Source organism: Spirosoma migulaei, assembly GCF_054776855.1.
This window is the reverse complement of record NZ_BAAHBG010000010.1, coordinates 306,663-320,747: the sequence shown is the minus strand read 5'-3', so window position 1 is coordinate 320,747 and position 14,085 is coordinate 306,663. Positions and strand designations below refer to the sequence as shown.

The window sequence follows — 14,085 nt, the reverse complement described above, 5'->3', positions numbered from 1 at the left end:
ATCCATTCGCTTATTTCTCCATCGGATGCTCTTTCAATAACTGATCCGGCGAGTAAAAGTCTTTTTTGCGTTCCGTCGCGGCTCTGACTTGCTTCACCTTTTCTGGCGTGATGGCAGGAGCATTATTACCAAACGAATTCCGGACATAGGTCAACACGGCAGCTACCTCATTGTCTTTCAGCAACCCACCAAAGGGGGTCATCGGAACCTGACCGGGGTAATTCTTTCCAACTACTTCGATGGGCCCCATTACACCTTTTAAGACTATTTTTATCAGCCGCTCCTCATTGCCAGACACCCAATTCGTCCCCGTAAGCGGGGGGAATCCAGAGGCTGCAAGGCCTTTTCCATCAGGTTGATGGCAGGTCGTGCAGTAGCCTTCTTTGGCATAAATTTGCTTGCCCAAATTGTACAAAGCCAGTTCCGATCCTTTTAGCGTTGACTTCTCGACAACCTCTTTTTCCTTCTTCACATTTTCGCCTTTCAGGTGGGCAACGGCAGCGTCGTAGGCGTGAATCATCCAGTCGTCCAATGGCTTTTTCGCGGCTTCGGCCAGGATGGGTAGTCCCTTTTCTTTCCCGATCCAGGATGCTGCCACAATCGCATCTAACCGAACCCGGCTGTTCTCATCTTTAACGGCCTGCATCAGCAGATCGGCCTGATCCTTCACCTGATGGCCCGTATACCGAACCACCTGAACGGCAGCGGCTCTGGCGTGATAATCTTTCGCCTTTAACACTTGCCGGAGCAAGTTCTGATCGACTTTGTCCATGCCCCAACTCACCCATAAACCTTCCAGCAGATGGTGTTCGTAACGGGGATCTTTTTTGTCCAATCCAGCGACCCAGGTTTTCAGCTTGGCCAGAACTTCCGAAACATCCCGGCCTCTGAGTTCACGACGGGTACGGTAGCGGGTGCGGTATTCAGGAAGTTTGAGGTTGTCCAATAGTTGCTCAACGCTAGCACCGTCTATTTTGGCCGGTGTCACCAACGGTCGTGATGGATACGTGATCCGGTACACCCGACCGTGCGAGTGATCGCGCAGCGGATCGCGTGCGTTGTGTTGCATGTGACCGATCAGGATATTGTGCCAGTCGATCAGGTACAGCGAACCATCGGGCGCAAACTCCATATCGACGGGGCGGAAGTTACGGTCTTCGCTCACAACCAGATCGGCGCGGTGATGACTTTTATAACCCGTGCCATCGTCCGTTAAGGTATGCTCTTTCATACCCAGAAATCCGATGGTGTTGTTGATCAGGAAGTCGCCCTGGATATCATCCGGGAAGTGGCGGCTGGACACAAATTCCAGTCCGGAAGTGGGACGAACCCGATGAGCTTCTTCCACCAACTGTACCGATTTATGGGTGGCTTCACCATAACGGGGTAACACAGAGCCGGGCATCATCCAGCGAACATCCGGGCTTGAGGTTTCGGCGAAGAACGGCTGTCCCCAGTCATCAAAGGCAATTCCCCAGGGGTTTGGGATGGAGAGTTGCGCCGTGCGCTCCAGCTTATGCAGTTGTGGCGCATAACGGTAAAATCCACCATTGGTCGCACGAACGGGGCCGTAAGACGTCTCGACGTTGGTGTGCAGGAACACCCCTTCGCCCGAGTAAATGGCACCGGATGGATCGACGCAAAACGCGTGACTATTGTGGTGCGTATCGTGGTCGTCGTAACCACTCATCAGAATCACACTTTTGTCGGCTTTGTCGTCGCCATCTGTATCCGTGAAGAGCTTCAAATTAGGCCCTTGTGAGATATAAACGCCTTCTTTTGCGATTTCGAAACCGAGGGGAAGGTGCAGGTGATCGGCGAAAACCGTTTGCTTATCGGCCTTCCCATCTCCGTTCGTGTCTTCCAGAATCAGGATTTTATCATTGGGTTTGGGATCACCGGGTTTGTAGTGTGGGTAGCTGGGCATGGCTGCCACCCACAGTCGCCCCTTGTTATCGAAGGACATCTGCATGGGTTTGGCCAAATCAGGAAACTCGGCTTCGGAGGCAAACAGCTCAATTTTATAGCCCGGTGGTACTTTGAGTTTGCTCAGTGCTTCCAGCCCGGACAGATACGTCAGGCTACCGTTTTTCTCCGGGTTGAAATTAGTTTTTACTTCGGGCAGTTTTCTCGTTCGTTCATCGGCAGCGGCAATGTCCATTTTCTCTCCTTTAGACGCGGCCAGCCATACCGCTGTGTCCCGAATGGCGGTCATCTGGCGGATTTTCTCGATTTCGGCGGGGTAGTTGTCCGGTCCGAACGGGTTGTACCGACGACCATAGACGTGAACGCCATTGGGAATTTTATAGTCGTTATGGAACATCCAGTCCTTCTCCATAACGGCCTCATAAATCTGTTTCCGCCTGGCTTCGGCTTTGGGAGACGATTTGCCGAAAATCTGATCGGTTAGTAGAACGCCAAGCTTTTTGTACCCTTCGTCCGTAAGCTGAGAGCCATCAATCGTTAGTGGTTCGGCGCTGTCGGTATACCATTGCTGAGAAGGCGTGTAAGCGTCGACGAAGAGAACATTGTTTTGATCGGCCACTTCCTTCATCGCTTTCGCGTACAGGGAAATGTTCTCGTTTTCGACTTTGCCGTTCGGCAGATCAAGAGTTGCGGATAAATCCTCGAACGCGATGGGCGATACAATGGCCAGTTGTGGGGCCGTATTGCCGTTGTACTTCTGGCTAAGTGTGTGTTTGATAAACGCATCCAGTTCAGCCTTGTAATTGGCTAGTCCTGCTTTGCCCTGGAAGGATTCGTTGTAGCCAAAAAAAGCAATGATCACATCGGTCTTAAGCCGCGTCAGCCATTCATCGGGTGATTCAAACTGGCCCTGACTATCCGACGGATTTGCATATTCTGTTTGAAATCGTTCGGCTCCAGGAAATGCCCAGGGCGAGAACCGGCTTGAACGGGGCCTGAAGCCAGGCGTATCGCCCGGATCGCACATGTTACGAATGAAAAGCTGGTCATCGGGGTATCGGATCTGCATTTCGGTTTCAAAATGATCATAATTCATCATCCTCGACCCCAGATTGTTACCTATTAAACTAATGTGCGCCCCCTTTTTCAGCGTGAGCGGATTCGCAAAATAGAACTTAAAGGCGCTAAACACGATGATTCCGACTCCAACGGCAAGGAGCAGTCCATACAGGTTAGTCTTCCTGGAAACAAATGCTTTCATAAATCAGGGTTTTTGGGGGTGGCCATAGGGCACATTGATATCAATTTTTCCTTTCCATCGGTCGGCGCCCCGATTTTTGGGTATTGGCAAGCCCAGCTCCCAGTGAATCGCATTGATGACTAAGTGCTGAAAGGACTCTACCTGAAAATCTTCGGGATGGCCCAGCGTGGTCATAAAGGCTTTGCCACCCCATTCGTTTTTCCAGGTCCAGGCAACGGGGTTTTCGATAGCCGCTTTATCGGGATTGACGGATTTTCCCATCAGCAGCCAGGTCGACCCTTTGGCCGGGTAATCGGGTTGGACACGGTAGAGCCAGGACGAGGCATGGAAACTCGGTTCCACACCAGTCAGGATCGGGTTTTTTGCGGCCTCAGGAATGATACTCACATCGGTCGTGCTTTTGTGGCCGTAGTGCGTATGCTGTGCTTTGCCACCCCATCCTGGAGGAGCGCCAAAGGCAAACTCGCCAAACGAATTCCAACGGATACGTGGATCACCTTCGGGGTAATTAAAGGCATGAGTCGTTGTTCGAAAACCCATCACCGGCTTGCCTGACTTCAGATAGGCGTCAATGTAATTCAGCTGTTCCTGAGGTAGTTGCCGCCAGCGGAGATAGAAAACAGCCAGGTCGGCTTCTTTCAGGGCTTCAAGGCCGGGAATATCTTTTTCACCGTTATAATCGGGGTAGGCTTTCAGGACTTTGGTCCGCATGCCGTAGTTTTTCTCCAGCTCAGCGGCAATAAGCGGCAACGTCAGTTCACCGCTGTATTCATGATCGCCGGTGACAAATACCACCAGCGGTTTCTTAGGGGCTTTTGCCGTTGCCAGGCCTGGTAGGGCACTCAGACTGACTAATCCGGCGACTGTCTGCAGAAAAGTTCTACGTTTCGTATTCACGTCTGGTTTTTATAAGGAAAAGCGAATTTTTGGGTTGGCCTACTATTATTGACACAACGGTTATTGGTATTGACTGGGGGATAGACAGGCAGGTGTACACAAATTCACTGCGAACGCAAAATAAGGAAATGAAGCGCTTATACTTGAACCTGCCCAACCGGAAATAGACTTTTTGTGTTTTTATTGTCAAATATTCTTGTATAGGTTACTTTTAGCCGTACTGACGCTGAATTTTTATTAGCTGCGAGCGCCCTAACCGTAACCCTTACAATGGAAGTAAACTACACTACTTTTTAACAGGAGCTTAAAGACCATATCCTGCAAAGTCGCTACCGGGCTGCCCGACTGGTTAACCGTGAGTTATTGATGCCCCATATACTCTATGGGGCGCTAAAGTAGTTGCTCAATTATCTGCTGACTTGTAAAAGCAGTTGCAGGAGGGTAACAGTTTTCGTGTCAGACTTTAATCCAAGCGAAATTAAAGTCGTCTCTAAATTGATCTTTCTGATATGCTGAGCTACAAGAACTGGTCAAACGTTGTTAAATTGGTACTTTCGCATTCAACTAGAATTTTTACAGTATCCAATGTCTTAGTTGATAGTTGCTGAGAAATTCTAAAAGATATATAGTCTATGATTACTCGAATCGAAATAGATGGCTTCAAGAGTTTTCGAAAATTTCAGATGGAATTTTCACCTCTAACAGTCATTGCTGGGGCTAATGCCTCTGGTAAGAGCAATCTTTTCGACGCCTTACATTTATTGTCGCGGTTGGCTGAGGTAGACTTGAAAACGGCGTTTAGTGGCCTGCGTGGAGAGCCAATAGAACAATTTACATACTACGGAGACGGGAAGTATGCTGAAGAAATGTCGTTCGAGGTGGATTTATTAGTGAATCAACAAGTGCGTGATAATTGGGAGAGTGAAGCTAGTCTCACGTACACACGATTACGATATTCAGTAACAATTCGGCGGTTAGCTGACAGTCAAGATTTAACGATTGTCAATGAATGGCTTTGGCCGATTTTAGCTGGGGACTCGTGGAGTGAGCGCTATTTATCTTCGGTGACTAAATCTGTTTGGATACCAACTAAATATTTAGATTATAAACTTCAGTTAGAGACCAGTCAGAGTGGAGATGAGGTATTAGGCGTTTATGCAGAAGATGGATTATATAAGCCGTTTAATGACAAAAACTTTCAGGGTACAACAGCTAAACGCATCCGTCAAACGTATCTCAGTAGTTTTAATAAGGCAGATACCCCTCACTTTCTAGCAGCTAGGGAAGAAATGCGGAACTGGCGCATGTACAACCTAAACCCAGAAGTGTTACGAATTCCCAGTGGGTATCTGGCTGATAGCACTATGCTGCCAACCGGCGAAAATTTGGCCGCTGTATTGCACCGTATCAAAGTTACCGATTCGTTTTCGTTTGCCAGTATCCGGCGTCGGTTAGCCAATTTGCTGCCTGGTCTGACTGATTTGGATGTTGTTGATGATAAAGCCGATCGGCGCTACATCATTCGCATAAAAAATAGCGACGGTCTCGAGTTTACATCTCGTGTCTTATCAGAGGGGACATTGCGGCTATTGGTGCTTTGTGTGCTGCAATATGACGAGGAACATAAAGGTGTTACTTGTCTGGAAGAACCAGAAAACGGTACGCACCCCTTTCGGTTGAAATTAGTAGCGCAGATGTTGAGCGACTTGAGCGATAATTTCATGGATACGGATTTCCCATTGCGGCAAGTTATTGTTAATACTCATTCGCCCTTGCTGATCAATGAGGTGCTACAGGTGGAGCTACGTCAGTTTGTATCCGTCTGGTTTTCACAATTAGTAACGCAAAATTTTCTACTAAATGATCAGCGAGTAAGTATCCAGGCCACCCGAATACTACCCGTAGATACGGAGAAGGATAGCCATTATTCATCCGTGTCAGAAACCGAAAGGCGGATTTCGCTTCGGCAATTTCAGCAGTATTTACAAAGCGCTGATGTCGAAGATACGCTTAATGACCTATCCCATCTATGAGCCAAATAGTTACAGTAGGCTTCATCACCGAAGGAACCACCGATGTCCGTTTCCTGAGCGGTATCATTCGGCGAACATTCGAAGACCTAACTTGGGAGTGTCAACAAGCAATAGAAGTTTATCCACCAATGGCTTTGGCCGTATCGAAGCTGGGGCTAACTTTCTCTGATTACGTTCTAGAGGCAGCCAAGTCAGCAGAAACTGATAAGCTGATGGTTCTCTGCGTACATACCGATGCTGACGATGATCGCGACACTGAAACATTTAACAATCGAATTGCTCCGGCTTTTGTATATACGCGACTCAAATTAGCTCCACAAATAAATCCTAATATGGTTGCAATTGTTCCTGTTCGGATGACCGAAGCATGGATGCTGGCTGATAAGGATGCATTAAAAGCCGAAATCGGTACGGACAAAACAGACGCACAATTAGGGCTGATACGTTCGCCAGAAAGCGTAGCCGACCCCAAAGAGACCATTAAGGAAGCTATCCGACTCGCGTTTGATCACCGAGCAAGGCGTAGCCGTAATCAGGTTTCTATTAGTGACTTATATGAACCGCTGGGCGCAATGGTTAGCCTGGAGCGTTTGGCATTGTTGCCTTCATACCAAAAATTTAAAGAGGCCGTACGAGAAGCATTCCGGCAGCTAAACTATCTGCATTAATCTTTCGGCTCCCCCAAACAACTCCCCCAACATCCGCTCAAACTCCGCCTGAAAAGGTGCCGTAATGGTAATCTGTTCCGACGTAACAGGATGCACAAACTCAAGCTTCTGAGCGTGTAATAGCATCGTGTTCATCTCAAAATGGGCCTTGAATAACTTGTTCTGCTTATTGCAGCCGTGGGGCCGATCGCCGATAATGGGGTGGAGAATGTGCGCCATGTGCTTGCGCAACTGGTGCATTCGCCCGGTAGTTGGGGTTAGTTCAACCAGCGAATAGCGGGAGGTAGGGTGTTTCCCGAAGGGTAGGGGGATTTCGGTGCGTTGACGTGTTTTTAGGTGGGTAACAGCATCCTGAGATACGCCCGTTTCATCATTTCGAAGTGCATAATCGATGGTCTGTTCATCGGGTGTATAGCCGCGTACGATGGCGATGTATTTTTTGTCTACCAGTGCGCCCATAAACTGCTGCTGCATGATGGAATTCATGGATTCGGTTAGCGCGAAGAGGAGCACACCTCCCGTTTTTCGATCCAGCCGGTGAACGGGGTACACACGTTGACCCAACTGATCGCGGAGAATCTGTACGGCAAATTCACTGGCATCGCTGGCAATCATGGACCGGTGAACCAACAGTCCGTGTGGTTTATTGATCGCGACTAACTCGGGAGATTGATAGAGAATGGGAAGCGGTTTCGACACAATGGCTTAATTTTTTTGACAGGATTAACAGGATTTACAAGATGTAGTGCCTAATTACGACTAAATAATCTGAAACGTCGGCCCGGCTGTAAAATCCTGTTAATCCTGTCAAAAAAACAATGCAGTTTCACCTAAAAACAATGCAGTTTCACCTATTACTCAGAATAGCCATTTTATTGCTATATCTAACTAGTTCAATGGCAAGTATGGCTCAGAAGGCGACCGAAATTCGTCGGTTTCAATTAGCCCAGGTGCAGCAGGGCGTTGCTGTCGATCAGGCACATTTTTACGTTATTAACAACCATTCGCTGACGAAACATACAAAAGCTGACGGAAAGCAGGTTGCGGCCTGGAGCGATACGACGGGTCTGTTAAAGCACATGAACAGTGGGGTCGTGATTGGCCAGAAGCTCTATTGCACCCACTCGAATTACCCCGACGTACCCATGGCGAGTTCTATTGAGATTTTCGATACACGAACGCTTCGACACATTGGGAGTCATAGTTTTGGGTTGTTTCCTGGCTCTATGACCTGGGCTGATTTTCATGAGGGTTATTGGTGGGTAGCCTTTGCCAATTACTCAAACAAGTCGATGGCCGAAGGGCGCGATAATCGCTGGACCACGCTCGTTAAATTCAGTGAGAATTGGCAGCAGTTGGAGTCCTGGGCATTTCCGGCGAATGTGCTGCAAGCCTTTGCGCCTTATAGCACATCGGGCGGAACCTGGGGATCTGATGGCCTGATTTATTGCACAGGTCACGATAAACCCGAACTGTATGTGCTAAAACTTCCTGAGCGAGGACATACTCTGCAATATGTGAAAACCATTCCGACCCTCAGCGAAGGGCAGGCGTTTGCTATTGACCGAAGCAGCAAAAACAAACAGGTGCTCTATGGAATTACCCGGAACGACAATTACGTTATTGTCTCGGTGATTGAGTGAATCTTGTCTAGTTGAAACGCGAAAATGAAAACAGAGCGATTTCTGCCCGTTGATCGTCTGCGACCATTTATCAAGACGTTCATGATCATTGAGAGTGAACAGGGGATGGTTAATAAACTATTGCCCGGCACGTCTATTGTCATGGCGTTCAGATACAAAGGAAACGTTCGATATGCGGAAGGGACGGGCAAAACATCAATGCCAACAGCGGTGATAACGGGCTTACGAAACTCATTGCGTTTGGTCGACTATGCCCAACAAACAGCGACACTGTTGGTCATTTTCAACGAAGGGGGCGCGTCGGCCTTGTTTAAAGAATCCTTGCACGAATTGTTTGGCCTTAGTGCGGCCCTGGAAGAGCTTATTCCGCGTCGGACTGTAAGCGAGTTGGAGGAGCGGTTGGCTGAAGCTAAAACGAATCGACAACGAGTTACGATTGTAGAGCAGTTCCTGGTATCCAGACTGCATGAAACGTTAACCGATCTGCTGATAAGAAAGGCCATTCAACAGATCCAGCTTTCTAAAGGCACTGTTCGTATCAACGACTTACTGGCCGATCTGCCCATTAGTCAGGACCCTTTCGAGAAACGGTTCCGACGAATGGTAGGCACCTCACCGAAACAGTTTTCGAGAATCGTACGACTACGATCGGTTATCAATCAGTATTCGCCGGAGCAGAGTCTTACCGAAATCGCCCATCAGGCGGGCTACTTTGATCAGGCTCATTTCATAAAAGACTTCAGGACGTTTACCGGGCAAGTGCCTCACCTTTTCTTTCAATCGGGAGGATATTGGTGAAAAGGAACGCAGATGACGCTGATTGTTATGATTGATTACGATTTTCTTTCGGTCATAAGATAGCTTTGTTACGAATTATTTATAAAATCATAACTTATCTTTTGAATCATAAAAATCAGCCGGTCCGCCGGTGCGGTTCTATATGTAAGTCAGTGATTTTTTACAATTCTCAGCTTGCTCATGCATCTAGTTTTGTATCAGCCAACCAGGCCGTAAACAAAACGAGAACGAGCATGAACGAGTATGTTTTTTTGATACGATTCGGGATAGGGAAGACCTTAACACCGGAGCAACAAACGCTCAATACCGAAAATTGGGGCAACCTGATTCAGCGATGGACAGAGCAGGGAGTTTTTGTCGGAAGTAGCCTGATTACCCAGCCGGGATTTGTGGTTTCGGGGGCGGAGCGAACCATTAGTCAGGGGTTTGTGGCCGATGCTGATTTTCGAATGTCCAGTGTCATTCGCGTGTTGGCGGCTAATCTGGAGGAGGCCGTAGAAATGGCCAAAGCCTGCCCAACCCTCGATTATGACGCCACCGTTGAGGTCAGGGAAGTGCAAAATCGGCCTTTCCCACTAAAAAATAGTTAACCACAGAGCGGTGCGCCGTTGCGACACAGAGAACACAGAGAAAAATTAAACTCTTTTTTTCTCTGTGTTCTCTGTGCCTCTGTGGTTATTTAAATATTATCGTTTCGCCAAGGCCACAATGTCCTTCACCTCCAGAATTTGCTTTTCGTACCCAATCGTCGCCGATTTGATCATGGCCAGTGCCAGTTCCTGCAAGGTTGAAAAGCCTGCTGGGTAAAGCGCTCTTCCAATAGGATATAGCCAGTCCAGGTATTTATAATAACTCTTCACGTTTTTCTGTCCGGGCGTGGCTTTCATGAATCCCGGCCGCATCATATACGCGTTTTTGAATAGCCGCATCAGCGCATTTTCGGTGGCCCCTTTTACCCGCGCCCACGCCAGACGGCCTTTCTCCGTACTATCGGTGCCACCACCCGACACATACTCGAAGGTCAGATCAGGGTTGAGTTTTGCCAGAAGATTGGCAAAGTTCATGGTCAGATCGTAGGTCATGTGCTTGTATTCTTCATCCTTCATGCCGACGGACGATACCCCCAGACAGAAAAAGCAGGCATTATAACCACTCAGTTGACTCTCGATGGGTTTCAGATTGAAGAAGTCCTTGTGGATAATTTCTTTCAGTTTGGGATGCGATACGCCACCCGGTTTTCGGTTGATCACCAGCACCTGTTCCACATCTGGATGTTGCAGGCATTCCATTAGGACACCTTCGCCGACCATGCCGGTGGCACCCGTTATAATTGCGTTGATTTTCATAAAGCAGATCGTTTTACAGAAGCTAACACTCGTCGGTTATTCGTGCTGAATTGAATAAATTTACCGAGCTGATGGCTATTAGTCAAAATCAGAACCAACCCGAATAGGTTCACAACAAACCAGATTGGGGCACGATCAAAACCGGCAACGTGTCGGACCTGGTGCTGTTGAGTGGCAACCCGTTGACAGACATCACACAAACCAAAAATATTGAAGGGGTGATGATGGGAACGAACTGGCTATCGAAAGCATACATCCAGAACGAGTTGAAAAAGCTGGAGAAGCAGTAGAGTCGTGAACTAGCGCGAGCATTGGCTTGTGCCTTTTCATTTTCACCAGTATTCACTAGTGTAGGCTTCACGTTCTCACGTTCTCGCTTGGCTACGCCGAGTGAGGACTATTGCTTTAACGGCCTCTGGCCGGAGTAACACGTTAAAAACGGGCCAGAGGCCCTTGAAATAATAGGACTCACTTGGCGTAGCCAAGCGAGAACGGACGTCAGCGAATGCTGACTATGTTAAAAGGCACGGGCAAATGCTGGCACCGGCACCCTATTCTTCCAGCGGATTCTGGCGGAAAATCTCTTCCAGCCTTGCGAACAGTTCCGGGTGTTTTTCCTGTAATAAATCAGGACGTTTGAAGAAATACTCGGATACGACGGCGAAGAACTCCGCTTCGTTGGTGATGCCGTAGGGGTTGATATCCGAGTGATTGGCTTTGATGTCGTTGATGCTCTTATGAATCAGTTGCAGCCACGGTTTAATGTGGTCTTTTGTCAAAAGGTATTCTGGTAAGCCATCCGTGGCACCATCAACTTTATCGAGCAGATGCACAAATTCATGGATACCTGTATTGCCTTTGCTGCTTTCGTTAGCAAAACCCTCGTGCAATGCTGGTTTCGATAGCACCATTGTACTTTGCAAGGCACCACCTTCGCCGACCATACCCAGAATATTTCGGCCCTCTCCGGTAGTCTGGTAATCGGCGTTGAAGCTGCCTTCGTAGAGCAGCACATTCGTTAGTGGGTAATACCAGTCGTCGAAGCCGAAGATAGGGATGATGGCACTACTGGCTACTAAAACTTTATCGAGATCATTGACCGTTGTACCTACCCCTTCAATTTTGATATGGTTCAGAAACTGATTGACCCGATCCTCAAATACCTTTTTTCTTTCCGCACTCAAATCCTGATAATAGGATACATGCGCTTGTAATAATTGCGGATAGTTGGTCGGTAAAGGTTGTTCATCTACCTGCTTCCGTTGTAGATACTGCCAGCCAAACCAGCCAATTATCAATACTAGTATACTGATCAGAACAATCATGTTGTGTTTGGTTTTCGCTGGCACGAGCCAATGCTCGCGCCAGCGTTCGAGCAACGTTTATAACTGATTTACCTTCAATAGGACTTTTGATTCTACATTAATCAATGCCTGAATGCCATCGGGCCGAATCGCTATTTTCTGGGGTGTGAACCGAAAAGATTTTATACCCAGATCCGTTTTCTTGCCAGCTCCCCCTTTTTCAAAAGCCTGGTTGATTGTCTGGGGCAACTTGGCAATGTCATCGCCTAAACGGATGATCAGCAACTTTTCCAGTAAGTTGCGTAACCCATCGTGCCATACCGCTCCTGTGCTTTTTGATAGAATATTCCCCGATGCTGCATCGAAATCTAAATTGTTGATTTTTAGGGTATTGGTTAAGGTGTCAAAAGTAGGTTTGCCGCGTAAATAAACGGTTCCGTCCATAAGTCCATCCAGATCAGCTTTTACGATCAGGGAATGTTGCCCTCCATAGACCGATATATGCTTTATCGTCAGGCTGCCCAGCGCCAGTTTCTTGTTTTGAACGGTCAGTTCCAGCATCCGGTTAATGTCGGCGTAGGGGATAAAACTCATGAGGTGCAAATCCGATAGTTGTGAAACTTCGTCTCGCTTTTGTAACAATGGTAACGGTGTCCGCGCGTGTACGGGCGACGTTGGCTTTAGCTCCGTTTTCGTTTCCAAAGCAATCCGAACAGGCGTGGTTAATTGTTTCCCATCGCCACTCACCGGACCAGCCACAACACTGACGGGCCGGGGAGTTAGCCACAGACCGTAATCCTTGTCAATCAGCAGCGGAGTTTGCATATCATGCCAGATGGGAGCCACCATTTTATCGAGTCGTAACTCCTTATAAACCGCCGAATCAATGGCCATTTCGATTGCCGTCTTATGCTTTTCCAGCAGGTTCTGAACCAGTTGCGTCAGCGAAAAGCCGAGAACTTTGGGTTGAACAATCCACGTATAATTTGTGAAGTTTGTATGGCTGGCTAGTCGCCAATTGGGCGTAACGCTCAGTGGACTTTTGAAATTGACATTTATGGCACAAAAAGGATTTTTAGGCGGAGTCGTATCCCGGCTGAACGGTTTTGTGAGCCACATTTGTAGGGGTGCCGAGAGTTTTATCTGCTGATCGGCGTATTCAACATGAACGGGACCCAGGCGTTTGACACGAAACGAAATAATTCCTTTCGTTTTGCCGTCTTTCGACTGATTACCCACCAATACCGGGTCAAGTTCCTTATTGATTTTCTCCTGTAATTCCGTTAACTGAAACGTAATTGGTCCGGCCACATACGACATCGTTTGTGGAATGGGTGGGTCAAACCCCTCGGCTTTGGGCGCATCGGGCTTTTTTGTCTGGCATTGTGTCAGTAGTCCCAAAAGGCTCAGCGCAATGAAATAACAGTGTGATGGTGGTGTTCTCATTAACTGGAAAATAACCAATTGGCTGCAAACCAAATTGTCAGTGTAGGCAGGTTAGCTAATAACCGATGTTTTGTTGTGGATGTTTTCGTCGGCTACCCTTTCCACTTGGTACGCTATACGTTAAAACGATGAAGGCCCGCTAGTGGCGGGCCTTCATCGTTTTTGTGATTAAAACAATTTTTCTTGCGGTGGCTTAACGCCTTTCATCCGAATGTAGATAGTGCATTGTCCCCGATGGTGGGTTTGGTGTTCAAAGGCTTTCGACAGAACGACTTCTTTCGTCATTTCTCGCTGTCCCATTTTCACCGATTCCCCCAATTGCGCATCGGTCATGCCTTTCACGGCGTCGATCATGAAATCGTAGCTGTCCATAACCGCTTTGGTGAGAGCGGCTTTGGTTTTAAACTCAGCCATTTCTTCCAGTTTTTTACCCTGCATCGGATTCGGTTTGCCACTGGCCAATGCACCAAAATTGTAGTTAGCTGCCGACAGGTGCAACATCTGCTCGGCAAAGCTCCGAATTTCGGGAGTTGGTTTGAAGTTTACGCCATCTTCTGGCATCGCATCCAGATACTCTTTCGTGTACTCTTTGGCACGCTGCCAATCGGCAGTTAGTTGCGAGATGGTTGTCATGGGAGCAGCCGCCTGGACCGTAGATAATGCCCCAAGCAGACTCAGGAAAGCGAAAACGAAGCGTACGAATCGTAAATGTGTTTTGGTTAGCATAGCTAGTTTGGTTGGTTTGGTAGTCAGATTGAAAGTA

The 14,085-nt window shown here is 47.9% G+C and carries 12 protein-coding genes and 1 pseudogene; 6 read left to right on the top strand and 7 right to left on the bottom strand.

The window, feature by feature from the left end:
* Positions 1-10 precede the first annotated feature (10 nt).
* Positions 11-3,187 carry a PVC-type heme-binding CxxCH protein gene (locus tag ACYVGO_RS11945; RefSeq protein WP_460969461.1) on the bottom strand — a complete coding sequence of 1,059 codons (3,177 nt, stop codon included), beginning with the start codon at positions 3,185-3,187 and terminating at the stop codon, positions 11-13.
* 3 nt (positions 3,188-3,190) lie between these two features.
* On the bottom strand, positions 3,191-4,033 hold the full coding sequence (locus tag ACYVGO_RS11940) for a ThuA domain-containing protein (protein WP_460969784.1): 843 nt from the start codon (positions 4,031-4,033) through the stop codon (positions 3,191-3,193).
* Between the two features lie 683 nt (positions 4,034-4,716).
* Here ACYVGO_RS11940 and ACYVGO_RS11935 point away from each other — a divergent pair.
* Entirely contained in the window at positions 4,717-6,117 is a 1,401-nt protein-coding gene (locus tag ACYVGO_RS11935) for an AAA family ATPase (RefSeq protein ID WP_460969460.1), read from the top strand.
* Positions 6,114-6,785, top strand: coding sequence for a DUF4276 family protein (locus ACYVGO_RS11930; RefSeq protein WP_460969459.1), 672 nt, complete (start codon positions 6,114-6,116; stop codon positions 6,783-6,785). The genes ACYVGO_RS11935 and ACYVGO_RS11930 overlap by 4 nt, the downstream gene beginning before the upstream one ends.
* On the opposite strand, the gene ACYVGO_RS11925 is transcribed toward ACYVGO_RS11930, so the two are convergent.
* On the bottom strand, positions 6,768-7,487 hold the full coding sequence (locus ACYVGO_RS11925) for a pseudouridine synthase (protein ID WP_460969783.1): 720 nt from the start codon (positions 7,485-7,487) through the stop codon (positions 6,768-6,770). The two genes, ACYVGO_RS11930 and ACYVGO_RS11925, sit on opposite strands and share 18 nt — an antisense overlap.
* A 203-nt stretch (positions 7,488-7,690) precedes the next feature.
* On the opposite strand from ACYVGO_RS11925, the gene ACYVGO_RS11920 reads away from it, so the two are divergent.
* The 3 genes from ACYVGO_RS11920 (at position 7,691) to ACYVGO_RS11910 (ending at position 9,816) form a co-directional block, all read left to right on the top strand.
* Positions 7,691-8,428, top strand: a complete 738-nt coding sequence (locus tag ACYVGO_RS11920; protein ID WP_460969458.1) for a hypothetical protein — start codon at positions 7,691-7,693, stop codon at positions 8,426-8,428.
* 24 nt (positions 8,429-8,452) lie between these two features.
* The gene (locus ACYVGO_RS11915; protein WP_460969457.1) at positions 8,453-9,226 is read left to right on the top strand and encodes a helix-turn-helix domain-containing protein; all 774 of its coding nucleotides are present in this window, start codon (positions 8,453-8,455) and stop codon (positions 9,224-9,226) included.
* A 233-nt stretch (positions 9,227-9,459) separates the two neighbouring features.
* Positions 9,460-9,816, top strand: a complete 357-nt coding sequence (locus ACYVGO_RS11910; RefSeq protein WP_460969456.1) for a YciI family protein — start codon at positions 9,460-9,462, stop codon at positions 9,814-9,816.
* 96 nt (positions 9,817-9,912) lie between these two features.
* Here ACYVGO_RS11910 and ACYVGO_RS11905 read toward each other — a convergent pair whose 3' ends face one another.
* Positions 9,913-10,572, bottom strand: coding sequence for a Rossmann-fold NAD(P)-binding domain-containing protein (locus ACYVGO_RS11905; RefSeq protein WP_460969455.1), 660 nt, complete (start codon positions 10,570-10,572; stop codon positions 9,913-9,915).
* Positions 10,573-10,685: 113 nt separating this feature from the next.
* On the opposite strand from ACYVGO_RS11905, the pseudogene ACYVGO_RS11900 reads away from it, so the two are divergent.
* Positions 10,686-10,862, top strand: a pseudogene (locus ACYVGO_RS11900) (amidohydrolase family protein); the annotation flags it as partial.
* Positions 10,863-11,123: 261 nt separating this feature from the next.
* On the opposite strand, the gene ACYVGO_RS11895 reads toward ACYVGO_RS11900, so the two are convergent.
* The 3 genes from ACYVGO_RS11895 to ACYVGO_RS11885 form a co-directional block, all read right to left on the bottom strand.
* Complete coding sequence (locus ACYVGO_RS11895; protein ID WP_460969454.1) at positions 11,124-11,897, bottom strand: M90 family metallopeptidase; 774 nt, start codon at positions 11,895-11,897, stop codon at positions 11,124-11,126.
* A 57-nt stretch (positions 11,898-11,954) separates the two neighbouring features.
* The gene (locus ACYVGO_RS11890) at positions 11,955-13,322 is read right to left on the bottom strand and encodes a DUF4403 family protein (RefSeq protein ID WP_460969453.1); all 1,368 of its coding nucleotides are present in this window, start codon (positions 13,320-13,322) and stop codon (positions 11,955-11,957) included.
* 168 nt (positions 13,323-13,490) lie between these two features.
* Positions 13,491-14,048, bottom strand: coding sequence for a DinB family protein (locus ACYVGO_RS11885; RefSeq protein ID WP_460969452.1), 558 nt, complete (start codon positions 14,046-14,048; stop codon positions 13,491-13,493).
* Positions 14,049-14,085 lie beyond the last annotated feature (37 nt).